Source organism: Pseudomonas nitroreducens (assembly GCF_014204515.1).
In the GTDB taxonomy this organism is placed as follows: Bacteria; Pseudomonadota; Gammaproteobacteria; order Pseudomonadales; family Pseudomonadaceae; genus Pseudomonas; species Pseudomonas nitritireducens_A.
This window is the reverse complement of the sequence record NZ_JACHLI010000035.1, coordinates 1-23370: the sequence shown is the minus strand read 5'-3', so window position 1 is coordinate 23370 and position 23370 is coordinate 1. Positions and strand designations below refer to the sequence as shown.

24 protein-coding genes are annotated in these 23370 nt (G+C 66.7%); 13 read left to right on the top strand and 11 right to left on the bottom strand.

Translation table 11 applies throughout. The features are described 5' to 3' along the window. Positions 1 to 140 precede the first annotated feature (140 nt). The 4 genes from HNP46_RS29585 to HNP46_RS29570 form a co-directional block, all read right to left on the bottom strand. Positions 141 to 2222, bottom strand: coding sequence for a putative bifunctional diguanylate cyclase/phosphodiesterase (locus HNP46_RS29585; protein ID WP_184596256.1), 2082 nt, complete (start codon positions 2220 to 2222; stop codon positions 141 to 143). Positions 2223 to 2415: 193 nt separating this feature from the next. After that, positions 2416 to 2997, bottom strand: coding sequence for a superoxide dismutase (locus HNP46_RS29580; RefSeq protein ID WP_045211147.1), 582 nt, complete (start codon positions 2995 to 2997; stop codon positions 2416 to 2418). 334 nt (positions 2998 to 3331) lie between these two features. Beyond that, positions 3332 to 3934, bottom strand: a complete 603-nt coding sequence (locus tag HNP46_RS29575) for a LysE/ArgO family amino acid transporter (RefSeq protein WP_184596254.1) — start codon at positions 3932 to 3934, stop codon at positions 3332 to 3334. A 3-nt stretch (positions 3935 to 3937) separates the two neighbouring features. Continuing rightward, complete coding sequence (locus HNP46_RS29570) at positions 3938 to 4345, bottom strand: ACT domain-containing protein (protein ID WP_184596252.1); 408 nt, start codon at positions 4343 to 4345, stop codon at positions 3938 to 3940. 93 nt (positions 4346 to 4438) lie between these two features. Here HNP46_RS29570 and HNP46_RS29565 point away from each other — a divergent pair, with 93 nt between their 5' ends. Beyond that, the gene (locus tag HNP46_RS29565) at positions 4439 to 5344 is read left to right on the top strand and encodes a LysR family transcriptional regulator ArgP (RefSeq protein ID WP_184596347.1); all 906 of its coding nucleotides are present in this window, start codon (positions 4439 to 4441) and stop codon (positions 5342 to 5344) included. On the opposite strand, the gene HNP46_RS29560 is transcribed toward HNP46_RS29565, so the two are convergent. Beyond that, positions 5331 to 6392, bottom strand: coding sequence for a saccharopine dehydrogenase family protein (locus HNP46_RS29560; RefSeq protein ID WP_184596250.1), 1062 nt, complete (start codon positions 6390 to 6392; stop codon positions 5331 to 5333). The two genes, HNP46_RS29565 and HNP46_RS29560, sit on opposite strands and share 14 nt — an antisense overlap. 191 nt (positions 6393 to 6583) lie before the next feature. Between HNP46_RS29560 and HNP46_RS29555 the strand changes: the two genes are divergently transcribed. After that, positions 6584 to 7573: an NAD-dependent epimerase/dehydratase family protein gene (locus tag HNP46_RS29555; protein ID WP_184596248.1), complete on the top strand. Its 990-nt coding sequence runs from the start codon at positions 6584 to 6586 to the stop codon at positions 7571 to 7573. Between the two features lie 345 nt (positions 7574 to 7918). Here the strand turns inward: HNP46_RS29555 and HNP46_RS29550 are convergent, their stop codons facing one another. Further along, complete coding sequence (locus HNP46_RS29550) at positions 7919 to 8209, bottom strand: hypothetical protein (protein ID WP_311771852.1); 291 nt, start codon at positions 8207 to 8209, stop codon at positions 7919 to 7921. A gap of 256 nt (positions 8210 to 8465) precedes the next feature. On the opposite strand from HNP46_RS29550, the gene HNP46_RS29545 reads away from it, so the two are divergent. From HNP46_RS29545 to HNP46_RS29530, 4 genes are all read left to right on the top strand, one after another. Then, complete coding sequence (locus HNP46_RS29545; RefSeq protein WP_184596245.1) at positions 8466 to 9305, top strand: ATPase; 840 nt, start codon at positions 8466 to 8468, stop codon at positions 9303 to 9305. A gap of 221 nt (positions 9306 to 9526) precedes the next feature. Beyond that, positions 9527 to 9769 (top strand): ferrous iron transporter A, encoded by a 243-nt coding sequence (feoA, locus tag HNP46_RS29540; protein WP_184596243.1) that lies wholly within the window; start codon positions 9527 to 9529, stop codon positions 9767 to 9769. 6 nt (positions 9770 to 9775) lie between these two features. Continuing rightward, positions 9776 to 12070 (top strand): Fe(2+) transporter permease subunit FeoB, encoded by a 2295-nt coding sequence (gene feoB / locus HNP46_RS29535; RefSeq protein ID WP_184596241.1) that lies wholly within the window; start codon positions 9776 to 9778, stop codon positions 12068 to 12070. Further along, positions 12070 to 12339 carry a FeoC-like transcriptional regulator gene (locus HNP46_RS29530; protein ID WP_184596239.1) on the top strand — a complete coding sequence of 90 codons (270 nt, stop codon included), beginning with the start codon at positions 12070 to 12072 and terminating at the stop codon, positions 12337 to 12339. The genes feoB and HNP46_RS29530 overlap by 1 nt, the downstream gene beginning before the upstream one ends. A gap of 342 nt (positions 12340 to 12681) precedes the next feature. Here the strand turns inward: HNP46_RS29530 and HNP46_RS29525 are convergent, their stop codons facing one another. The 3 genes from HNP46_RS29525 to HNP46_RS29515 are packed head-to-tail and all read right to left on the bottom strand — an operon-like array spanning position 12682 to position 15306. After that, positions 12682 to 13731 carry an alkene reductase gene (locus tag HNP46_RS29525; RefSeq protein ID WP_184596237.1) on the bottom strand — a complete coding sequence of 350 codons (1050 nt, stop codon included), beginning with the start codon at positions 13729 to 13731 and terminating at the stop codon, positions 12682 to 12684. Positions 13732 to 13764: 33 nt separating this feature from the next. After that, entirely contained in the window at positions 13765 to 14928 is a 1164-nt protein-coding gene (locus HNP46_RS29520; RefSeq protein WP_184596235.1) for an MFS transporter, read from the bottom strand. Between the two features lie 48 nt (positions 14929 to 14976). Further along, positions 14977 to 15306 (bottom strand): ArsR/SmtB family transcription factor, encoded by a 330-nt coding sequence (locus HNP46_RS29515; RefSeq protein ID WP_184596233.1) that lies wholly within the window; start codon positions 15304 to 15306, stop codon positions 14977 to 14979. Positions 15307 to 15745: 439 nt separating this feature from the next. Between HNP46_RS29515 and HNP46_RS29510 the strand changes: the two genes are divergently transcribed. Both HNP46_RS29510 and HNP46_RS29505 read left to right on the top strand, forming a co-directional pair. Further along, positions 15746 to 16339 carry an ACP phosphodiesterase gene (locus HNP46_RS29510; RefSeq protein WP_184596231.1) on the top strand — a complete coding sequence of 198 codons (594 nt, stop codon included), beginning with the start codon at positions 15746 to 15748 and terminating at the stop codon, positions 16337 to 16339. A 75-nt stretch (positions 16340 to 16414) separates the two neighbouring features. After that, on the top strand, positions 16415 to 17275 hold the full coding sequence (locus HNP46_RS29505) for a universal stress protein (RefSeq protein WP_260403304.1): 861 nt from the start codon (positions 16415 to 16417) through the stop codon (positions 17273 to 17275). A gap of 158 nt (positions 17276 to 17433) precedes the next feature. On the opposite strand, the gene HNP46_RS29500 is transcribed toward HNP46_RS29505, so the two are convergent. Both HNP46_RS29500 and olsB read right to left on the bottom strand, forming a co-directional pair. After that, positions 17434 to 18204 carry a lysophospholipid acyltransferase family protein gene (locus HNP46_RS29500; RefSeq protein WP_184596229.1) on the bottom strand — a complete coding sequence of 257 codons (771 nt, stop codon included), beginning with the start codon at positions 18202 to 18204 and terminating at the stop codon, positions 17434 to 17436. Then, positions 18204 to 18959 carry an L-ornithine N(alpha)-acyltransferase gene (gene olsB / locus HNP46_RS29495; RefSeq protein ID WP_184596227.1) on the bottom strand — a complete coding sequence of 252 codons (756 nt, stop codon included), beginning with the start codon at positions 18957 to 18959 and terminating at the stop codon, positions 18204 to 18206. The genes HNP46_RS29500 and olsB overlap by 1 nt, the downstream gene beginning before the upstream one ends. 148 nt (positions 18960 to 19107) lie before the next feature. On the opposite strand from olsB, the gene HNP46_RS29490 reads away from it, so the two are divergent. The 5 genes from HNP46_RS29490 (at position 19108) to HNP46_RS29470 (ending at position 23129) form a co-directional block, all read left to right on the top strand. Further along, positions 19108 to 20004: an acyl-CoA dehydrogenase family protein gene (locus tag HNP46_RS29490; RefSeq protein WP_184596225.1), complete on the top strand. Its 897-nt coding sequence runs from the start codon at positions 19108 to 19110 to the stop codon at positions 20002 to 20004. A gap of 108 nt (positions 20005 to 20112) precedes the next feature. Then, the gene (locus HNP46_RS29485; RefSeq protein ID WP_184596223.1) at positions 20113 to 20898 is read left to right on the top strand and encodes an MBL fold metallo-hydrolase; all 786 of its coding nucleotides are present in this window, start codon (positions 20113 to 20115) and stop codon (positions 20896 to 20898) included. Positions 20899 to 21014: 116 nt separating this feature from the next. Next, on the top strand, positions 21015 to 22142 hold the full coding sequence (locus tag HNP46_RS29480) for a serine hydrolase domain-containing protein (protein ID WP_184596221.1): 1128 nt from the start codon (positions 21015 to 21017) through the stop codon (positions 22140 to 22142). Beyond that, positions 22139 to 22486, top strand: coding sequence for an amidase (locus HNP46_RS29475; RefSeq protein WP_184596219.1), 348 nt, complete (start codon positions 22139 to 22141; stop codon positions 22484 to 22486). Before HNP46_RS29480 ends, HNP46_RS29475 begins: the two co-directional genes overlap by 4 nt. Positions 22487 to 22529: 43 nt before the next feature. Beyond that, entirely contained in the window at positions 22530 to 23129 is a 600-nt protein-coding gene (locus tag HNP46_RS29470; protein ID WP_184596217.1) for a YceI family protein, read from the top strand. The last annotated feature ends 241 nt before the right edge of the window (positions 23130 to 23370 follow it).

Sequence of the window (23370 nt, the reverse complement as noted above, 5' to 3'; positions counted from 1 at the left end):
GTAGGGCGAATAACGCCTCAGGCGTTATCCGCCGAGTCCGCGCGGATGGCGGATAAAGCGTTCCGCTTTATGCGCCCTACGGTCTGGTGCCATGCGGTTCGCGAGCAAGCTCGCTCCTACAGGGACAGTGTCGTGCGGTATCAATGGCGCTCGACGGAGCCGTTGGGATTGCCGCCGGCGGCTTCGGCCAGGCGCCGTGCCTGCTTGAGGTAGAGGGTCAGCTCGCGCGCTGGCAGCGGCTTGCTGTAGAGGTAGCCCTGACCTTCGTGGCAGCCCTGGGCAATGATGTAGGCCTCCTGCTCGACCGTCTCCACGCCCTCGGCGATCACCTGCATGCCCAGGCTCTTGCCCAGCTGGATGATGGCGCGAACGATGGTGGCATCGTCGTCGTCCAGCAGCAGGTCCTGGACGAAGCTCTTGTCGATCTTGATCTTGTCCAGCGGCAGGCTCTTCAGGTAGCTCAGCGAGGAGTAGCCGGTGCCGAAGTCGTCGATGGCGATCAGCGCGCCGGCACGGCGCAGGCTGAGCAGGTGCTGGGCGGCGGTGGAGATGTCCTCCATCAGGCCGGTCTCGGTGACTTCCAGCTCCAGCGAGCGCGGCGGCAGGCGGTGCATCTGCAGCAGGTTGCTGACCACCCGTGGCAGGGCGTTGTGGCGCAGCTGCACGGTGGACAGGTTGACCGCGAGGCGCAGGTCGTCGAAGCCCTGGTCATGCCATTCGCGCAGTTGCCGGCAGGCCTGGTCGAGCACCCATTCGCCGATGCTGAAGATGCTGCCGTTCTGCTCCGCCAGCGGGATGAACAGGTCCGGCGCGACCCAGCCCTGGGTCGGGTGCTGCCAGCGCAGCAGCGCCTCGACGCCGACCACGCGGTGGTCGCGGTAATCCACCTGCGGCTGATAGACGAGGTGCAGTTCGTTGCGTGCCAGGGCTTCGCGCAGGTCCTTCTCCAGTTCGCGGCGACGGCGCATCTCGCTGTCGACGCTGGCGATGTAGAACTGGTAGCGGTTGCGCGAGCGGCTCTTGGCCAGGGTCATGGTCTGTTCGGCTTTCTGCAGCAGCTTCTCGGTGGTCTCGCCGTCCTCGGGGAACAGGGTGATGCCGATGGTGGCGCGCAGGTGCACCAGGTGCTGGTCCAGCTCGAAGGGCGCTTCCAGGTCGTCGAGAATCTGCTGGGCCAGTTCCGCCGCTTCGTAGGGTTGCTCGATGTCGGCCTGGACCAGGGCGAACTGGTCGCCGCCCAGCCGCGCCAGGGCGCCCAGGTGCGCGCTGCGGGTGCGCAGGCGGTCGGCGAGGGCGATCAGCAACTGGTCGCCGAACTGGTAGCTGTACTGCTCGTTGATGCCCTTGAAGTCGTCCAGGCCCAGGCACAGCACGGCGACGCGGCGTTGCAGGCGCGAGGCGCCCTCGAGTATCTGGTCCAGGCGCTGCTGCAGCAGTTTGCGGTTGGGCAGGCCGGTGAGGAAATCGTACTGGGAGATGCGCAGCAGGCTGTCTTCGGCCTCCCGGCGCAGATGGCCGTTGCGCTCGATGGAGGCCAGCAACTGGTTGGCGGTGGTCACCCACAGGCCCAGTTCGTCCTTCTCGTGGCCGTCGGGCATCGGCAGCTTGTGCTGGCTGGGCCGGTCCGGGTTGATCGAGGCCAGGTGCTCGATGATCTTCGACAGCGGCTTGGTCAGCAGCCAGTGGTAGACCATGAACAGCACCAGGCTCAGGGCCATGGCGCGAAGAATGCCGGAGATGAAGATGATCACCGAGGTGGCGACGAAATCGTCGCCGTAGGGCGCGGTGTCGAGGGTGATCTTCAGGTCGCCGTAGTATTCGTTGGAGCCGCCGCGGCCGGCGAGGCGGATGGAGTAGTTCTGCTCGGCGCCGAGGATCGGGTCGGTCATCCAGCGGGTGCTGGAGTCCAGCAGCGGGCGCGACTTCTCCGCCAGCATGGGTTCGTCGGGATGGCCGATGGCGGCGTAGCGTACGGCCTCGTGCTGGAACAGGCCTTCGAGGACCTGCATCGCCATGTCGCGGTCGAGGCTGTAGACGGCCTGGGTGGAGGGGTCGCGGACCATCGCCAGGATGCGCTGGGCATCGTTGTGTACGGCCTGGCGCGCCTTGTGGGCGTCATAGACGATCTGGGCACAGCTGAGTACCACCCCGACCACGAGGGCCGCGAGCAATACCATTCGCAGCAGCTTGAGGGAAAGGCTGTGCCGGGGATCCAGTTTCAAGGGCGTTCCTTGTTTCTCGCCAGGGGCGAACGACTGGGGCTGAGTATTGGCAATTGGCGCAATGACGTCAAAGGGCCATCGTTCTGTTTTGCGACAGTACCGGCCTTTCAGGTTAGCTGACACCAAGGTGTTACGCGCCCATTACGAAAAAACCCGGCGCAGGGCCGGGTTTTTCGTATCAATCAGGCATCGTTCAGGCAGCGAACTGCTCTGCCACGAAGTCCCAGTTGACCAGGTTCCAGAACGCCTCGACGTACTTCGGACGCAGGTTGCGGTAGTCGATGTAGTAGGCGTGTTCCCAGACGTCGCAGGTCAGCAGCGGGGTGTCGCCGCTGGTCAGCGGGCAGCCGGCGCCGATGGTGCTGGCCAGGGCCAGGGAGCCGTCGGCTTTCTTCACCAGCCAGCCCCAGCCGGAGCCGAAGGTGCCGATGGAGGTCTTGCTGAACTCTTCCTTGAACTTGTCGAAGGAACCGAAGGCCGCGTTGATGGCGTCAGCCAGGGCGCCGGTGGGCTGGCCACCGCCGTTGGGGCTCAGGCAGTTCCAGTAGAAGGTGTGGTTCCACACCTGGGCGGCGTTGTTGAAGATGCCGCCGGAAGAGGTCTTGACGATGTCTTCCAGGCTCTTGCCTTCGAACTCGGTACCCGGAACCAGGTTGTTCAGGTTCACGACGTAGGTGTTGTGGTGCTTGTCGTGGTGGAATTCCAGGGTTTCCGCGGAAATGTGCGGTTCAAGGGCATTCTTCGCGTAGGGCAGCGGAGGCAATTCGAAAGCCATGGTGTCTCTCCTATCTCACTCAGTCTGGGCTAGCGCGGCGAACGCGCGACCGGTACACGGGGCCGGTATCGTTAGGTGTCGCGGCATCCGGGCGTAGCTGCGATACGCCCCCGAAGGGACAGGCAGCGCGCCAGTTGCGTCTGGCAGACCAGGTCCGCCAGCGCCGCGAAGGTCGGATCATAGCACCCGACCTGTGGCATATCCACGCAGCAACTGTAGGGGCAAAGGCCCAAGGTCGCGGGCTGCGCGGACCTGCGCTCACCTTACAGAGACCGGCGTGACGGATCGTCGTTCGGACTATTTGCCGGGCCATGCCCTACTGAGCTGGCCGGCCTCAGCCGGCGAACACCAGTTGCACGGCCATGCCCAGCATCATCACCGCCACCATCAGGTCCACCAGGCGCCAGGTGGCCGGCCGCGCCAGCCAGGGTGCGAGCCATGCAGCGCCGAGGGCGAGGGTGAAGAACCACAGCAGCGAGGCGCTGGCCGCGCCCATGGCGTAGGCGCCGGGTGCTGCCTGCTGGGCGCCGAGTGAGCCGATCAGCAGCACGGTGTCGAGGTAGACGTGGGGGTTGAGCAGCGTCACCGCCAGTGCCGCCATCAGCACGGTGCGGCGTGAGCGCGGACCGGTCTGGGTGGCATCGGCCATGGCTTCGGGGGCAATCGCCCGGCGCAGGGCCTTGAGGCCGTACCAGAGCAGGAAGGTCACGCCGCCCCAGCGGGCGATGGCCAGCAGCGTGGGGTTCTCGGCAAGGATCTTGGCCAGGCCGAACACCCCGGCGCTGACCAGGATGGCGTCGCACAGCACGCACAGCGCGGCCACCGACAGGTGATGCTCGCGGCGCAGGCTCTGGGCGAGGACGAAGGCGTTCTGCGCGCCGATGGCGATGATCAGGCCGGCGGCGACCAGCAGGCCGTTGAGGTAGCTCTGCCACATGGGTCAGTTTCCTTCTGGATCGAGAGCCAGCGCGCGCAATACCTCCAGCGCACGCGGGCCGTCGGCATGGGCGACGAACAGGTGATCGTGGTACCAGGCGGCGACCACGTTGCAGCTGATCCCGGCCTTGGCCAGGGCGCCGGCCACGGCGGCGGTGAGGCCGACCGCCTGCAGCGCCGAGTGCACCTCCAGGGTCAGCCAGGCGGCGACGTAGTCGAAGGCCAGCCCGGCCTGTTCGGCTTCGGCGCGCGCCAGGATCAGCGTCAGCCCCTCGCTCTCGCGAAAGCTCCCCAGCGGTTGCAGGCCGGCGGGAAGATGGCCATCGGGCAGGGTGCAGAACACGTACTCGCCGTCGTTGAGCACCGGGGTCATGTCGCGCAGCAGCGCGGCCAGGGAGGTTTCGCCAGCCATGGTGGGCAATCCATAAAGAGTGGGAATGCTGGCGATTGTCCGGCTTTGGCCTGTATAAGAAAAACCAATACTGCTGATATCTCATTAGGAAAACTGATCATGTTCGACTACAAGCTGCTTGCCGCCCTGGCCGCCGTGGTGGAGCAGGGCGGTTTCGAGCGCGGCGCCCAGGTGCTGGGGCTGTCGCAATCGGCGATTTCCCAGCGCATCAAATTGCTCGAGGCGCGGGTCGGCCAGCCGGTGCTGGTGCGTGCCGCACGGCCGCAGCCGACCGATCTGGGCCAGCGTCTGCTCAACCATGTGCAGCAGGTGCGGCTGCTCGAAGGCGACCTGCAGCAGTGGGTGCCCGCGCTGGATGACGGTGCGGCCCCCGAGCGCCTGCGGCTGGCGCTGAACGCCGACAGCCTGGCGACCTGGTGGGCCCACGCGGTCGGAGATTTCTGTGGCGAGCGCCACGTGCTGCTGGACCTGGTGGTGGAGGATCAGGAGGTCGGCCTCAAGCGCATGCGCGCCGGCGAGGTGGCCGGCTGTGTCTGCGCCAGCCCGCGCCCGGTGGCCGGCGGGCGCTGCGAGCCGCTGGGCGCCATGCGCTATCGCGGGCTGGCCAGCCCGGGTTTCATCGCCCGGCATTTCCCCAAAGGCGTGACGCCTGCTGGTCTCGTGCGCGCCCCGGCCATCGTCTACGGTCCGGACGACCAACTGCAGCATCGCTACCTCAAGGACCTGGGCGTCGACAGCCATTTCAGCTACCACCTGTGCCCGTCTTCCGAAGGCTTCGTGCGCATGACCAGCGGCGGTCTAGGTTGGGGGCTGGTGCCGGAGCAACAGGTCCTCGGCGAGCTGGAACGCGGCGAGTTGGTGGACATGCTGCCGGGGCGGGTGATCGACGTGCCTCTTTATTGGCACCACTGGCGCAATGGCGGCGAATTGCTCGCCGCGCTGACCCGGCACCTGCTGGCGAAGGCGCCGGGCCTGCTGGTGCCGATCAGCCGCGAATGACGATGCTGCCGCTGCCCGGCAATTGCTCGATGCAGCGCGCGCCGAAGAGTTTCGACGGGGTGAAGTAGCCGACCGTGTTCGGGTTGGCCAGCAGGTGGCGTACCGCGAAGAGCACGCCGTGAATGGTCACGTCGTAGCCGTTGGCGGTCTCCAGCCGGGCGCTGCGCCGTTCGCCGCGGGCGTTGCGCACTTCGCCCCAGACCCAGGTGCGCAGCTTGCTGCGGGCCATTTCGTCGGGGCCGTGGACGCGTTTGTCCACCTGTTCCTTGAGCCAGTCCTGCACACGGTCGTGGCCCAGCAGCGGGCGCAGGCTGTCCATCACGCGCATGCCGATGGCGGCCGCCGGCGGCACCGGCAGGTAGACCTCGATATCGCCGATACCGGTGGAGAAATAGGCCGTCGCCACGTCGCCCCAGGGGATGGTCACCGCGTACTTGAGGCCGCGTCCGAAGTCGATGTCGCGGCGCTTGTAGCCCAGCGGTACGTCGCGCAGGCGCCCGGCTTCGCGCACCTTGCCGCCCAGCTTGAGGCCTTCGACGGTGGTCTTGGCGGTGCCCGGCGACAGGCCGCTGCCGCTGTCGAAGCCCAGGGCCAGGTGCGTGGCTTCGGGCATGGCTTCCTTCAGGCAGGCGGCGACGCAGTCGGTGGGGATCACGTCGAAGCCGACGCCGGGGCAGAGCACCACGCCCGCCGTGCGCGCCACTTCGTCCAGGCCGTGGGCATATTCGAAGACGGAAATCTCCCCGGTGATATCCACGTAATGCGCGCCGCTGGCGATGCACGCCTCGATCATCGGCGCGGCAGTGGCGGAGAAGGGCCCGGCGCAGTTGGCGACTACTGCGACGTCCTCCAGCGCGGCCAGGGCGGCGGCGCTGTCGCCCAGGTCGAACACCCGGCACTCCAGGCCCAGCGAGCTGCCCAGCGCGTGCAGGGTGGCCGGGTTGCGGCCGCCGAGGATGGGCTTCAGGCCCTCGCGCTGTGCCTGCTCGGCCACCAGCCGGCCGGTGTAGCCGTTGGCGCCGTAGATCATCCAGTGGGACTTGCTCATGATGGCTCCCGCGAAAAGGACAGAGTGATCAAGGGTAGCCGCAACCGCCCCCGGCATGTCGCCGATCGCAAGTCGTGCAACCCTGCCGGCTGGTTGCGGTCTGCAAGGATTCGTTTCTGGCGTGCAAGGCCAGGGTAGTGCAGTGCAGCGCCTGCTAGAGTCGCCGCACTATAAGAACAGGAGTGGCGTGCATGAAGATTCTGGTCACCGGAGCCAGCGGGTTCATTGGCGGGCGTTTCGCCCGTTTCGCCCTGGAACAGGGGCTGGCGGTACGGGTGAACGGACGCCGCGAGGAAGCGCTGCAGCCGCTGGTGGCGCGCGGGGCCGAGTTCATGGCCGGCGACCTGTCGGACCCGGCGCTGGTGCGAGCGCTGTGCAGCGATGTCGATGCCGTGGTGCATTGCGCCGGCGCCGTGGGCGTGTGGGGCAGCCGCGAGTATTTCCACCAGGCCAATGTGACCATGACCGAGGCCATCGTCGAGGCGTGCCTGAAGCAGAAGGTGCGCCGGCTGGTGCACCTCTCGTCGCCGTCGATCTACTTCGATGGCCAGGCCCACGTCGGCATCAGCGAGCAGCAGGTGCCCAAGCGCTTCGCCAACCACTACGGCTCGACCAAATACCAGTCCGAGCTGGTGGCCCTCGGCGCCCAGGAATTCGGCCTGGAAGTGCTGGCGCTGCGCCCGCGTTTCGTCACCGGCGCCGGCGACACCAGCATCTTCCCGCGGATGATCGCCGCGCACCGCAAGGGTCGCCTGCGCATCATCGGGCAGGGCCTGAACCGGGTGGACTTCACCAGCATCCAGAACCTCAACGACGCGCTTTTCGCCAGCCTGATGGCCGGCGACGAGGCGCTCGGCCAGGCCTACAACATCAGCAACGGCCAGCCGCTGCCGTTGTGGGACGTGGTCAACTACGTGCTGCGCCGGCTGGACATGCCGCCGGTGGAGCGACACATGCCCTACGGCCTGGCACGCAGCCTGGCGCTGGTCAACGAGGGTGTGTGCAAGGTCCTGCCCGGCCGGCCGGAGCCGACCCTGCATCGCCTGGGGATGGCGGTGATGGCCAAGGACTTCTCCCTGGACATCTCCCGCGCCCGCCAGTACCTGGACTACGACCCGCAGGCGAGCCTGTGGGATGCGCTGGATGAGTTCTGTGATTGGTGGCGCCTGCGCGGGGCGTAACGCCCCGCTCGTTGTTTGAACCGTAGGAGCGGACTCTGTCCGCGATGTCCTCCGGCGCGATGCGGGCTAATCGCGGACGGAGTCCGCTCCTACGAAAGCATTCGGCGCCTGATTGAGTAGGGCGAATAACGCGTCAGCGTTATCCGCCGTCGAGGTGCCGGCGGATAACCTGTTCCAGGTTATGCGCCCTACGTCTGGTGGAGGGTGCGCATTGTGTGACGCCTCGCTCCCTGGTTGAACCGTAGGAGCGGACTCTGTCCGCGATGTCCTCCGGCGCGATGCGGGCCAATCGCGGACGGAGTCCGCTCCTACGCAGTCCATAAAATCGCTGCGGGCGTTGCCTGTCTAGCGCGTGGGACGGGCACCGCCGCGCAGCGGCCCGGAGTATTGCTGGTCCGCGCTGCCCTGCATCGGCAGGAAACTCGGTTCCTGCACCAGGCGGGGCAGTTGCACGCCGCTCACCTCGCTCAGGCGTTCGCCCATCTGGCGGGTCTCCGCGCAGAGGGAGTCGGCGCAGGCGCGCAGCATCCTTTCGATGGCGTCGCTCTGCTGGTACTGGATATCCAGCGCCTGTTCTTCACGCAGACGGCGGCGCAGTTCACGCATGCAATCCAGGATGGCCTTGTTGAGTTCGATCACCCGACTTCCTCCCCCGCGAAGGGCGCCACAGCGGCGCCAAGTGAGGAAGAGCCGGAGCAAGCCGCGTGCCACGATGTCGCAAAGCCACTATTGCCGCGGCGGCCACGGAACTGCGGGGACGATGACGGGGTCTTCTGTGCGCCGACGAGGTGCGTGACGCCCTGTGATGGCACGCTGCTCTGAAGTGTCACGCGAACGGATATACTGCGCCCTGCGCAGGCAACACGCCGCTTTATCCCCACAGGTTCATTCCATGCGTAACGACACGTTCGACGAATTCGATGATGTGCCCCACCTTTCCACCGACGCCGCCGACCGCGACGAGTTCGGTCATCACCCGCGCCGCGTGGTCGAGCCCAACGGCCGTCCCGTGCCGCAGCCGGTGAAGCGTGGCGGCGGTACCGGAGCGCTGTGGGCGCTGGTCGCGGCGATGGCCATCGCCCTGGCCGGCGTCGGCTGGTGGAGTCACCAGCAACTGCTGCTGATGGAGCAGCAGTTGATCGCCACCCAGGAAAGCTTCGCCAAGATCAGCGAGGAAGCCGCCGGTCGCCTGGATGACATCCGCGGCAAGTTCGTCACCAACGAATCCAACGGCATGAGCGATCGCGAAGCGCTCAAGCTGCAGGTCAAGCAGTTGCAGGGCCGCCTGGCCGAGCAGGCCAAGGCGCAGCAGACTTCGCTGTCGGAGTTCGACGGCGCCCAGGGCAAGCGCCTGGCGCAGGTCAGCGCCGACCTCAAGGCCCAGCAGGAAAGCGCCGCGCTGCTGATGACCCAGCTCGACGGCAAGCTCAAGGCCATCACCGACGAGCAGGACAAGCTGAAGAACGTGCAGGCTGATCTGGCCAGCGCCAACCAGCAGATCCAGAGTCTGAACAGCGAGATCGCCACCCTGAAGAAGCAGGGCAACCAGAGCCAGGCGATCAAGAGCATGCAGGACGATCTGATGCTGCTGCGCGCCGAGGTCGATGGCCGCCAGGGTCAGGCCAGCAGCGATACCAAGGAGTTCGACGTGTTCCGCATCCAGGTGATGCGCAACATCAACACCCTGCAGCAGCAGATGCAGAACCTCCAGCAGCAGCTCAGCGCGCGCTGATCTGCCTGGAAGGGCAAGGCCCCCGCAGCGAAAGCTCCGGGGGCTTTTTCATGGCCATCCTTTTTGGGGCCAGCTCTCTTTGGGGCCATCTCTCTTTAGGGGTAGTCAGGGCAATTCTTGTCTTGAATCAGTTTCAGGGCCGGCCGCGAGGCGAATAATCGTCAACAAATGAGAGTCATTCCGATTCTCTGTCTGTTCGAACATTCGCCCGGAGGCTCCCCATGCTCGATCTTCAAGCGCAACGCCGGTACCGCATTGCCGGTTACCGCCCCGGGATCGGTGCCGCCTTCCGCCAGCGGCTGTTCTCCATGGGCCTGCTGCCGGGCGCCGAACTGCAGGTGCGCCGTGTCGCGCCGCTGGGCGATCCGGTGCAGGTGGATACCCGCCAGTGCAGTCTGGTGCTGCGTCGCCGCGACCTGGCGTTCCTCCAGCTCGAAGCCCTCCAGCTCGAAGCACGGGACTGAGCCGCCATGGAAGAGCTGCGCATCGGCCTGATCGGCAACCCCAACGCGGGCAAGACCACCCTGTTCAACCAGCTCACCGGCTCGCGCCAGCGCGTCGGCAACTGGGCCGGCGTTACCGTGGAGCGCAAGGAAGGCAGCTTCCGTACGGCGCGCCACAACGTGCGCCTGGTGGACCTGCCCGGCACCTATTCGCTGACCACCCTGTCGACCCAGGCCTCGCTGGACGAGCAGATCGCCCGCCGCTGCATCGTCGATGGCGAGGTGGATGTGCTGGTCAACGTGGTGGACGCCACCAATCTCGAACGCAACCTCTACCTCACCGTGCAACTGCGCGAGATGGGCCTGCCCTGCGTGGTGGCGCTGAACATGCTCGACATCGCCCGCAGCCAGGGCCTGAACATCGACCGCGAGGCGCTGGCGCGGGAACTGGGTTGCCCGGTGGTGCCGCTGGTATCGACCCGCGGCGAAGGCATCGATGTGCTGAAGGATGCCATCGACAGCGTGACCGCCCAGCTGCCGCTGCAAGTGCCGTATCCGGCTGCGTTGCGCAACGCCGTCACCCAGCTGCTGCCGGACGACGCGCCGCCCACCCAGGCGTGGATGGCCCTGCTGGCGCTGGAAGGCGACCTGCACAGCGCCCGCCAACTGAATCTCGACCCGGCGCGCCTGCTGGCCGCCCGTGACGCCATCCGCTGCGCCTGTGGCGAAGACCCGGAGCTGCTGCTGGTGGACGCGCGCTACCGGCTGATCGGCGAACTCTGCGAGCGCGCCAGCAACCACCGCGAGGCCGCACCGCACCGCCTGACCCAGCTGCTCGACAGCATCGCGCTGAACCGCTGGCTGGGCATCCCGGTGTTCCTCTTCGTCATGTACCTGATGTTCTTCTTCGCCATCACCCTGGGTGGCGCTCTGCAGCCGATCTTCGATCAGGGTTCCTCGGCGCTGTTCATCGACGGCATCCAGTGGCTCGGCGCGCGCAGTGGCGCGCCGGACTGGCTGACCGCGCTGCTCGCCCAGGGCCTGGGCGGTGGCATCAACGCGGTGCTGCCGCTGATCCCGCAGATCGGCCTGATGTACCTGTTCCTCGCGTTGCTCGAAGATTCCGGCTACATGGCCCGCGCGGCGTTCGTCATGGATCGCCTGATGCAGGCCCTGGGCCTGCCGGGCAAGTCCTTCGTGCCGCTGATCGTCGGCTTCGGCTGTAACGTGCCGTCGATCATGGGCACCCGCACCCTGGACAACCCGCGCGAACGCCTGATGACTTCGATGATGGCGCCGTTCATGTCCTGCGGCGCGCGGCTGGCGATCTTTGCCGTATTCGCTGCTGCGTTCTTCGGCCAGAACGGCGCGCTGGCGATCTTCTCGCTGTACCTGCTGGGCATCGTAGTAGCGGTGCTCACCGGCCTGCTGCTCAAGCACACGCTGATGCGCGGCGAGGCCTCGCCCTTCGTCATGGAACTGCCGCTGTACCACGTGCCGCACCTGCGCAGCCTGCTGCTGCAGACCTGGATGCGCCTGCGCGCCTTCATTGTCCGCGCCGGGACCGTGATCATCCTGGTCAGCCTGGTGATCGGCGGCCTGAACAGCGTCACCCTCGACGGCCGCCCGGTGCAGGGCGACATCGCCGACTCGGCGCTTTCCAGCCTCAGCCATCAGGTCACGCCGCTGCTCAAACCCATGGGCGTACACGAAGACAACTGGCAGGCCACGGTCGGCCTGGTCACCGGCGCGCTGGCCAAGGAAGTGGTGGTCGGCACCCTGAACACCCTGTACACCGCCGAGCACATCCAGGGCGAAGCCTTTGATGCCGACGCCTATGACCTCTGGGGCCAGTTGAAGCAGGCTGGCGCCGATACCCTCGACGGCCTGCGCGACGCCTTCAGCCTTAGCGTGCTGGCCAACCCGGTGGCCGCGAGCATGGCCGATGGCGAGATGGAGGAGGGCTCCATGGGCACCTTCGCCGCCAAGTTCGGCAGCCCGCTGGCCGCCTATAGCTACCTGATCTTCGTGCTGCTCTACGTGCCCTGCGTGGCGACCCTGGGCGCGCTGACCCGCGAGAGCGGCCGGGGCTGGATGACCTTCTCGGTGCTCTGGGGCCTGAACGTGGCTTACTCGCTGGCGACCCTCTGCTACCAGGTCTTCAGCTTCGCCGAACATCCGCAGTACAGCGCGGTGGCCATCGGCCTGGTGCTGGCGTTCAACCTGGCGCTGTTCCTGGTCCTGCGCTGGGTCGGCCGGCGCGGCCTGGAGCTGGACGGCGAACGTGAGTTGCGCCCAGCGCCGGCGGGGACTTGCCACTGATGGCCACGGCAATCGCAGTGCGCAACCTGCTCGGTGAGATCGGCGAGGCCGACGTGCCGACCCTGGCCCAGCGCCTGGGCGCTTCCAGGGCTCTGCTCGAAGCGCTGCTGGAGCGGCTGCTGGCGCTGGGCGTGGTGGAAAAGATCGCACCCGAACCGGCTGCCTGTGGGAGTTGCAAGGGCTGTGCGGAGGCGACGCGTTGTGCGACGACGGGGTATCGGTTGGCTGGCCGCAACGACGCTGCGCCCTTGCGCTGGATCACGACTTGACCCCGGATCGTAGGATGGGTGGAGCCTAAGCGATACCCATACTGTCGGTGCCGCGAATCGATGGGTATCGCTGCGCTCCACGCCATCCTGCGTCCAGCAACTTGGAGGACGGCGGATAACGCCCGAGGCGTTATGCGCCCTACAGTTGCTTCGGTATCAGGAACGATGGCTTTTCGTAGGAGCGAGCTTGCTCGCGAACAGGCCCCGCTCCGATGTCGGGAGGTGTGCGAGCAATAACGATGGCGTCCCCCTCGCTCCTACAGGTTGGTTTCGGATTTTCAGGTGAACAAAAAGGGCGCCTTCAAAAGAAGGCGCCCTTTGCCTTGGCGCTGAAACCGTGCCTTACAGGCGCGGGTAGTCCAGGTAGCCGACCGGGCCCTTGGCGTAGAAGGTTTCCGGGTGCGGCTCGTTCCAGGCGGCGCCTTTCTCCAGGCGAGTCACCAGGTCCGGATTGGCGATGAACGGGATGCCGAAGGCCACTGCGTCCGCCTTGCCGCTGTCCAGCCACTCGTTGGCGCTGTCCTTGGTGAAGCGCTCGTTGGCGATGTACACGCCACCGAAGATTTCCTTCAGTTTCGGGCCGATGCTGTCGTCGCCGGCTTTCTCGCGGGTGCAGATGAACGCCACGCCGCGCTTGCCCAGCTCGCGGGCTACGTAGCCGAAGGTCGCCAGCGGATCGGCATCCCCCATGTCGTGGGAGTCCATGCGCGGCGCCAGGTGCACGCCGACGCGGCCAGCGCCCCAGACGCCGATCACGGCATCGGTGACTTCCAGCAGCAGGCGGGCACGGTTCTCGACGGAGCCGCCGTACTGGTCGGTGCGCTGGTTGGTGCTGCTCTGCAGGAACTGGTCGAGCAGGTAGCCGTTGGCGCCGTGCACTTCCACGCCGTCGAAACCGGCGGCCTTGGCGTTCTCGGCACCGACGCGGTAGGCCTCGACGATGTCGGCGATCTCTTCGGTTTCCAGGGCGCGCGGGGTGACGAAGTCCTTGATCGGGCGCACCAGGCTGACATGGCCGGCCGGCTTGATGGCGCTCGGCGCTACCGGCAGCTCGCCGTTCAGGTACAGCGGGTCGGAGACGCGGCCCACGTGCCACAGTTGCAGCATGATGCGGCCACCGTTGGCGTGCACGGCCTTGGTGATGTTGGTCCAGCCGCGGACCTGGTCGTCGGACCAGATGCCGGGGGTGTCCGGGTAGCCCACGCCCATCGGGGTCACCGAGGTCGCTTCGCTGAGGATCAGGCCGGCGTCGGCGCGCTGGGTGTAGTACTCGGCCATCAGCGCGTTGGGGACGCGGCCTTCGTCGGCGCGGCAGCGGGTCAGCGGGGCCATGACGATGCGGTTGGGCAGTTCCAGGTCACCGATGACGATGGGATCGAAAAGCGTGGTCATTGCGTTACTCCAATACGGGGTGAGGGTGGAGAATCAGTCGAGGACGGGTTGTGGCTGGTTGGGCTTGCCGCTGAAGGCGATCATCACCGCGATCAGGGCGAGAACGGAGAGCACGGCGCCGGCCAGGGGCACGCGGGTCAGGCCCAGGCCGTGGTCGATGACGCTGCCGCCGACCCAGGCGCCGATGGCGTTGCCGACGTTGAAGGCGCCGATGTTCAGGGTGGCGACGAGGTTCGGCGCGGAGCCGCCGACGCGCACCACGTTGACCTGCAGGGCGGGCACCGCGGCGAAGGCGGCAGCGGCCCAGATGAACAGGGTGATTTCGGCCGGGATCAGTGAGGCGCTGGTCCAGCTCAGCACGGTGGAGACCACCGCCATGGTGGCGAACACGCCGGCCAGGGTGGTGCCCAGGCGCCAGTCGGCGAGGCGACCGCCGACGATGTTGCCCAGGGTCAGGCCGAGGCCGATCAGCACCAGGCTCCAGGTGATGCCACGCGGCGAGACCTGGGTGACTTCGCCCAGCAGCGGCGCGACGTAGGTGAACAGCGCGAAGACGGCCGCGGAGAACAGCACCGTGGTGCCCAACGCCAGCCACAGCGGGCCGTTGCGCAGCGCGGCGACTTCCTTGCGCATGTCCACGGCTTCTTCATCGTGCTTCTTGGGCAGTACGCGCCACAGACCGATGAGGGCGAACACACCGATCAGCGTTACCGCCCAGAACGGCGAACGCCAGCCGGCGACCTGTCCCAGCGCGGTGCCGGCCGGTACGCCGAGTACGTTGGCCAGGGTCAGGCCGGTGAACATCAGGGCCACGGCGGAAGCCTTGCGGTTGGCCGGCACCAGGCTGGCGGCGACCACCGAGCCGATGCCGAAGAAGGCGCCGTGGCAGAGGGCGGTGATGATCCGCGCCAGCATCAGCAGGCCATAGTTGGCGGCTACCGCGCAGAGCAGGTTGCCGAGGATGAAGATGCCCATGAGCATCAGCAGTGCGGTCTTGCGCGGCAGGCGGGCGGTGAGCAGGGCCATGATCGGTGCGCCGATGGCGACGCTGAAGGCGTAGCCGCTGACCAGCCAGCCGGCGGCGGGAATGGTCACCGAGAGATCGCCCGCGACCTCGGGCAGCAGGCCCATGATCACGAATTCCGTGGTGCCGATGGCAAACGCGGACAAAGCGAGGACGAGAAGCGAAGTGGGCATGCGCCTGCTCCTGGAAAAGTGGGATTTGTCTTGGCTGGCAGTAGCCGGTTACAGCGCTTCGCTCAGGTGGCGAACAAAGGCCTGGATGGTCTCTTCATTGCGTTTGAAGAAGTTCCACTGGCCGACTTTTCGACTGGTCACCAGGCCCGCGCGCTGGAGGGTGGCCAGATGCGCGGAGACGGTGGATTGCGACAGACCGGTGCGCTGGTCGAACTTGCCGGCACAGACGCCGATCTCGAAGGACTGGTGTTCCTGCTCGACGAAGAACTGCTCCGGGTCCTTGAGCCAGTGCAGCATGTCGCGCCGCACCGGGTGGGCCAGGGCCTTGAAGATCTCTTCGAGGTCGATGTCAGGATCGAGATGGGGTTGTTCAGTCATGGGGCACATCGGTATATCGCGTTGGGACGAACTATATATCGGTCAAAAACGATATGAATTCGTTTGGGCCAATAGTAATGATCGATACCCGTGATATTAGGCGCGCAGGCGGCACCCGTAGGAGCGGACTCCGTCCGCGATCGGCACCCCTCGCGCAGGGCCTCATCGCGGATGAATCCGCTCCTACGAGATCAAGATCCCCCTCACCCTGACCCTGGCTGCGCGCCCCGCTCCTGAGGGAGAGGGGACCGTTCGGCGCAGGGAGAAACAATGGAGTCAGCCGGCACGGTCAGCGCCCTCTCCCTTTGGGAGAGGGCTGGGGTGAGGGTAAAGCGCAGGCACGGGCTCACCCGAGAGAGGGCAGTTGCCACAACGCTTTGCATCCCGCACAGACATCGCTCCTACGGAAGAGCACCAGTTCCGCGCTAAGCTCACCCCCATGAACTACCTCGCACACCTCCACCTGGGCGGCGACCGGCCCGCCCAACTGCTCGGCAGCCTCTATGGCGATTTCGTCAAAGGTCCGCTTGCCGGCCAGTGGCCCGCCGAGATCGAGGCGGGCATCCGCCTGCACCGACGCATCGACGCCTTCACCGACAGTCACGCCCTGATACACAGTGCCAAGACGCGCTTCCCCAGCGAGCGCCGGCGCATGGCCGGCGTGCTGCTGGACGTGTTCTTCGACCATTGCCTGGCCCGCGACTGGGCGCGTTTCTCCGGCGAGCCGCTGGAGCACTTCACCCAACGGGTCTACGGTGTATTGGGCCGCACGCCCGGCCTACCGGAGCGTCTGGCGCGCATTGCACCGCGCATGGCGGCGCAGGACTGGCTGGGTAGTTATCGAGAGTTCGAGGTACTGCAGGACGTGGTCGTCGGCATGTCCCGGCGCCTGTCGCGGCCGTCGCTGCTGGACGGCGCCTGGGATGAGCTGGATCGCCTGTATGAACCGTTGAGCGAAGACTTCCGCGAGTTCTATCCCCAATTGCAGGCTTTCGTCAGAAATCTGCCGAATTCGATGGACGGTCCGGCCTGACTTGATATGCGTCAACCGCCCGGCGGCCCATCGCGTGTGCAATAGACACATCTGAAGGACGACGAGAGGAGCAGCATGATGAAGTCGTTAATGGTCGCAACGGATCTGTCCGGCCGATCCGAAAAGGCTTTGCACCGTGCGGCGGCACTCGCCAAGCGCTACGCCTGTCCCTGGTCCGTTATCTACGTGGTCGACGAAGACCAGCCGACGGCACTGGTCGAGCAGGAAGTCACCCAGGTGCGCATGATGCTCGAAGCGCGACTGGTGGAGCTCACCGAACTGGGCGGCACCTGCCCGACACTGCTGGTGGAGCGCGGCGATCCGAACCAGAAGATCCTCGCCGCCGCGAGGAACCAGCACTGCGAGATGCTGGTGATGGGCGCGCACCGCAAGAGCGTGCTGCGCGACATCTTCGTCGGCACCACGGTCGAGCGCGTGCTGCGCGCCGGGCAACTGCCGGTGCTGGTGGTCAACCAGCCGGCCGCCGGCCAGTACCGCGACCTGCTGATCGCCCTCGATACCTCGCCGGCTTCGGCCCACGCGGTGGAAGTGGCCAATGACCTGGGCATGCTCGAAGGCGCTGTGCGCCGCGGCGTGTATGCCTTCAGCCCGCTGGCCAAGGGCATGATGCAGTACTCCGGGGTGAGCGAGGAGCGCATCGACGAATTCGTCGGCAGCGAATCGCGCCAGGCGGTGGATGACCTGAAGAAGTTCCTCCACGACCAGCACCTGGAAGGCAGCATCGACGAACAACTGGTGGCCGTCGGGCTGCCGGGCAATGTGTTGCAGCGGATGGTCGACAAGCATCGGCCCGATCTGCTGGTCATGGGTACTCGGGGTATGGGCGGGATCAAGCGTGCCCTGATCGGCAGTGTTGCCGACTACGCTCTGCGCGAACTGGATTGTGACATCCTGGTCGTGCCGCCGGAGGCCTGAGCCTGCGGCGTCTGGAGACTGTTTTCAGGCTTCACCGGGCGGCTCGAGGGTGCCGCCCGGCGCAGTTTGAAAGCTGTTTCGTCAGAGTGGGAACCCGCCGGCCGTAGGTTACGGCGGGCTCCAATCCTTTCCTGGCGCGCTGCGTTCGTCAGCGAGCCTCAGGCGGCGATGGCCGCTTCTTCCTGAGCGTCACACACCACCGCGTGGATCGCGGCATGGGCCTGCTTCGCCAGCAGGTTGCGATCCTGATGGGCGCTGGACAGCGCCGGCAGCAGGTGGATTTCCACGACGCCCCGATCATGCTCGAACAGACGCTTCAAGTGGCTGACCAGATCATCGTCGCCAATGAACGGCGCCAGCTCGCATGCTTGACCGTCACGGCGGTAGCGCAGCGCTACTGGTTGCACCGGCACGCCGGCTTCGATGGCGCTGGCCATCAGGCGACCGTGGAAGGTGCGCAGGCCCGTGCCGTCGGTGGTGGTGCCTTCGGGGAAGACCAGCAGAGAACGGCCGCACGACAGGTGCGTGGCCAGTTGTGCATTGATCATCCGCGCATCGCCCGAGCCACGGCGAATGAACAGCGTGCCGGCCTTTTCCGCCAGCCAGCCGGCCAGCGGCCATTGGCGCACTTCCGCCTTGGACAGGAAGGTCAGCGGCAGCAGCCCGCCGAGCAGCGGAATATCGACCCAGGACACATGATTGCTGACCCACAGCATCGGCTGCTGGGGCAGCTCGCCGTGCACCTGCAGTTCGAAGGGCAGGGCGGCGGACAGGCGCGCCAGGAACCAGCGCGTCAGGCGCTGGCGCAGCGGCATGCGGTCGCCGCCGGGCAGGCGCTCGAGCAGGCTGACGAAGCTGGCCAGCGCCAGGCCCACCAGCAGCAGCGCCAGCAGGCGGGCGACGCGCAGCCAGGCGCGCAGGCGGCGCATCAGACCGCGGCCTTGAAGTGACGGGCGTAGCGCGGGCAGAGCTCATCGCGCTTGAGCAGGATGAACACGTCGGCGACGCCGAAGTCCGGGTCCCAGCAGGGCTCGCCGCAGATCTTCGCGCCCAGGCGCATGTAGGCCTTGAGCAGGGGCGGCAGTTCGGCGGTGAGGTTGTCCGGCACGTCCAGCGGCGGCAGCGGGGTCTTGGGTTCGGCGCGCAGGTTTTCCTGGCACAGGTAACGGTCGCGCAGGCGCTGCATCACCGCCTGGGCCTGGATACCGCCGTCGCGCATGGGGATGCTGGCGCAGCCCATCAGGTAGCGGTAGCCGCCTTCGTTGAGCACTTCGGCCAGCTCGCTCCAGAGCACGGCGATGGTGCCGCCGTTGCGGTAGGCCGGGTCGACGCAGGTGCGGCCGATTTCCAGCACCGGGCCCTGCAGGTTGTCCAGGCCGTCGAGGGCGAATTCCTCTTCGCTGTAGTAGCGGCCCAGGCGCTGGGCGGCGCGGTGATCGAGCAGGCGGGTGGTGGCCACCAGCGCGCCGGTGTTCAGGTCGCGCACGCCGATGTGGGCGCAGTGGCGGTCGTAGTCGTCCATGTCCAGCCCCTGGTCCGCGCCGTTGAGCTGGGCATCGAACTCGCTGCTGAACACGCGATAACGCAGGGCCTGGGCTTCGCGCAGGGCGCGGGCGCCGCGCAGACGCACGGCCTTGAGACGGCGTTCTGCCGGGGTGTCACAGGAGAGGGCGGTCTGACTCATGCGAGTGCCTCCGTGAACCGGCCATGCGGGTTGCGGCCGGTCGGCTTTGTTGTGCAAGCTCAGGCTAGGAATGACCGGTGTCACGCCCATGACGGTGCGGTGATGCTTGTATGACAAGAACAACGACCTCGAAGGAAGGAGCGCCGTGATGCCCTGGAATTGCCTGCTCGGCCCGCAGGACCGGTTACCGCCCGGCCTGGCCCTGGACGACTGGTACGCCGAATTGCTGGCTCGCGCAGAGTGCGCCGGCAGCTTCGAACTGGCGGTGCTTGGCGGCCGTCTGGCGACTTCGCCGGGGCTGGCCTTCCTCGCCGGTTACCAGGCGGCGCTGCGTGCCCTCTGGCCGGCCGCCCCGCGCAGCCTCGGGGCGCTGTGCGTGACCGAGAAGAAGAGCGTGCGCCCGGCCGACCTGCAGACCCGCCTCGACGGCCTGGTGCTGCACGGCCGCAAGGATTTCGCCACCGCCGCCGACAGCGCCGCCTGGTGGCTGGTCGCCGCACGCGACGAGGAAGAGGGCGAGTCCCCGCGCATCGCCATGACCGTGGTGCAGGCCGGCGCTCCCGGCGCGAAGCTGGAAGCGCTGCCGGCCCTGCCGCTGATGCCCGATATCCCCCACGCGCGCCTGCTACTCGACGGCGCCCATTGCGAACGCCTGCCCGGCGATGGCTGGGAGGCCTACAGCAAACCCTTCCGTACCCTGGAAGACACCCACGTGCTGGCGGCCGTCTGCGCCTGGCTCTATGGACTGGCCTTGGAGCACCAATGGCCGGCGGAGCTGGCGCTGCGCCTGACCGGCGTGCTCGCCGGTTGCGCGGAGGTCAGCCGGCAACCCGCCTCGCAGCCGGAAACCCACCTGCTGCTGGCCGGCGTGTTCAGCCAGTTCGAGACGCTGGCCTCGGCGCTGGAGGCGGCATTCGCCGCCGGTTCTGCGGAACTGGCAGCGGTGTGGAAAAGGGACAAGGGCGTGCTGGCGCTGGCCGGTTCCGCGCGGGCCAAGCGCCTGGAGAAAGCGAGGGTGGCAATAGGCCTTGACCCACGTCAGTGAGGGCTGAGGGAGGGGACGATAGCCTTGCAGCCGTTTCTGTCGTTGTACTCAGAAATTTCCGCAGGGCTACCCACTGTTTCCCCTCCCACTGCTTTAGGAAACCCCCTCATGCGACGCGAACCCATCGTGCTGTTCGACGACGGTAAACACCAATGCCTGTGTTTCGACGATCTGGTCAGCGGCGACGGTGTGCAGTCCAACCAGTTCCTCATCGTCGACCACGACAAGCGCCTGCTGCTCGATCCGGGCGGCGACCTGACCTACACCCCGCTGTCCCTGGAACTCTCCAAGCTGTTCCCGCTGCAGGACCTGGACTACATCTTCGCCTCGCACCAGGACCCGGACATCATCGCCGCCCTGGACAAATGGCTGCTGCACACCCGCGCCAAGGTCATCTGCTCCAAGCTCTGGGCGCGCTTTCTGCCGCACCTGACGGCCAGCTACCTGGCGGTCAGCCACGGCATCTCCACCTATGACCGTGTCATTCCGCTGCCCGATCGTGGCGAGTCGGTGCAGCTGGGCCGCTGCCAGCTGAAGATGATCCCCGCGCACTTCCTGCACTCGGTGGGCAACTTCCAGGTCTACGACCCGATCAGCAAAATCCTCTTCTCCGGTGACATGGGTGCCTCCCTGGTGGATGACGCCAGCCCGGTGCAGGACTTCGCCGCCCACGTGCCGCACATGGAAGGCTTCCACCGCCGCTACATGGCCTCGAACAAGGTCGGCCGGCTGTGGGCCAACATGGTTCGCGGGCTGGATATCGAGATGATCGTCCCGCAGCACGGCCGGCCGTTCATGGGCAAGGCCATGATCGGCGCCTTCCTCGACTGGATCGCCGACCTGCAATGCGGCATGGACCTGATGGGGCCGGACGACTACCAGGTGCCGCGCTGACCGCTTTCATGCTGACCGATTGCGCCAATCGTCCTTGATAACGGCACGATCGGCGCTTAATCCGTCATCTACGCCGTGCTAGGGTGCGGGCCGACCTGATAACAAGAGGCCCGCCGATGCCCTTCGCCCCCTTCCGCCCAGCGCTGCGCGCGCTGGCCCTGGCCACCTGCCTGCTCAGCAGCCACGCCCACGGCGCCGAAACCTGGCCCGAGGCCGACTGGCCCCACGGCGCTGCGCCCAGCGGCGCCGCTGTCGAAGCCTTCGAAAACTACGCCTTTCCCAGCCGCGACGATGCCACGCGCAAGGGCGTGCGCTCCGACGCCGTGGTGGTCATCCGTGACGGCCAACTGATCTACGAACGCTACGCCGGCCCGACCCGTGCGGAGACGCCGCATCTGGCCTGGTCGATGAGCAAGAGCGTGATGGCCAGCGTGCTCGGCGTGGCCTTCGGCGCTGGCAAGTTCCAGCTCGATGATCCCGTCGCCCAGCATTACCCGGCCTTCGCCGACCACCCGGACATCAAGATGCGCGACCTGCTGCACTGGGCCTCCGGCCTGGCCTGGCAGGAAGAGTACGAGTACGCGCCGGTGCGCTCCTCGGTGGTGGCGATGCTCTACACCCGTGGCCGCGACGACATGGCGAAGTTCACCGCCGGCTTCCCGGCCGACGCCGAGCCGGGCAAGCGCTTCCGCTATTCCAGCGGCGACAGCAACGTGCTGTCCGCCACGCTCAAGCAGATGGTCGGCAAGGATTACGCGAACTACCCCTGGACCGCGCTGTTCGAGCCGCTGGGTATCCAGTCCGCGGTCTGGGAGCGCGACGCCAGCGGCACCTTCGTCGGGTCGTCCTACGCCTATATGACCGCCCGCGACCTGGCGCGCATCGGCCTGCTGATGGAGCGCGATGGGCGCTGGAAGGACCGCCAGCTGCTGCCGCAGGACTGGCTGAAGTTCGTCCTCGCGCCGTTCCCGGAATACCAGCCCGATCCGAAGAAGCCCAATGAGGCGGTGCCCGGCGGCCAGTGGTGGCTCAACCGCGCGGTGGCCGGTGCGGCCAAGCCCTGGCCGGATGCGCCGGAGGACACCTTCGCCGCCCTCGGCCACTGGGGCCAGGCGTTGTACGTGATCCCTGAACAGAAACTGGTGATCGTGCGCTACGCCGACGACCGTGACGGCACTTACCAGCACGATGCCTTCCTCAAGCTCGCCCAGGCGGCCTTCGCCCACGGGGAGGTGCAGCCATGATCCGCCGCCATCCGATCCTCAGTGTTCTCGCCCTGCTGCTCGTCGCGCTGGCCGTGGTGATCTGGCAGAACCGTATTCACCTCGCCGCCTTCCCCGGCATCATCGGCGCCTACACCGCCAAGGAGTACTGCTCCTGCCGTTACGTTATGGGGAACTCGGCAGACTATTGTCAGGCCTATACCAAGCAGTACGTGCCGACCAGCGCCTTCCTCGACGACGAAGCGCGCAAGCGGGTGACCGCCCGCGGCCTGGGCAGTACGCAGACAGCCGCCTGGCTCGGTGCGCGCGAGGGATGCCAACTGATGCCCCAGGCGGACGATTTGCCCGAATCGGGCAGCCACTGACGGGCGCGTTCCACGGAGCGGGGCGACCCGCTTCGGAGGACCAATGCATTCTTTTGTAACAGGAGCTGTGTGCGCCTTGCTGGTATTGGCCAGCCCCCTGGCCCTGGCCGAATGGCAACTGGACGGCGACACCTCGCGGATCAGCTTCGTCTCGGTCAAGCGCGGCAAGATGGCGGAAGTGCAGCGCTTCGACCGCCTCTCCGGGCAGATCGACGACAAGGGCGCGGTGCGCGTGGTGGTGCCGCTGGAGTCCATCGACAGCGGCCTGGCGCTGCGCGACGAGCGCATGCGCAATTCCTTCTTCGAGATCGAGCGCTTCCCCGAGGCGACCATCAGCAGCCAGCTGGACATGAGCCGCTACGACGACCTGCAGGTCGGCCAGTCGCGCCAGGAAACCATTGATTTCAATCTCGATCTGCACGGCCAGCAGCGCCGCTTGAAGTCCGAGGTGCTGGTCAGCCGGCCCAGCGAAAGCCGCATCGAGGTGACGACCATGGAGCCGCTGGTGCTCAAGCTGATCGACTTCGACCTGGAGGAGAAGCTGGAGCCGCTCAAGGAGGTCGCCAATGTGCCGTCGATTACCCCGGAGGTGCCGGTGTTTGCGGTGTTGGGGTTCAGTCAGGTGATCAAGCAGGCGCCGTGACTCAGCGCCCGCGCTAGCAACTCACTGTAGGAGCGGGCTTGGCCCGCGATCCGCCGGCGGGGCTGGTGTCTGTCCTGGCTCCAATGTTTGGGATGTGCTGCCTCAGCGTGGGGTTCCAGCGTCGCGTCGGCGTGCGCGCGGACTTCCTGTTTCGCCCCCTCGGGCGACCTACTTTGGCAAACGACCCAAAGTAGGCAAAGGTCTTGCCCCGGACATCCGGTTTTTCGCTTAGGCGAAAAAT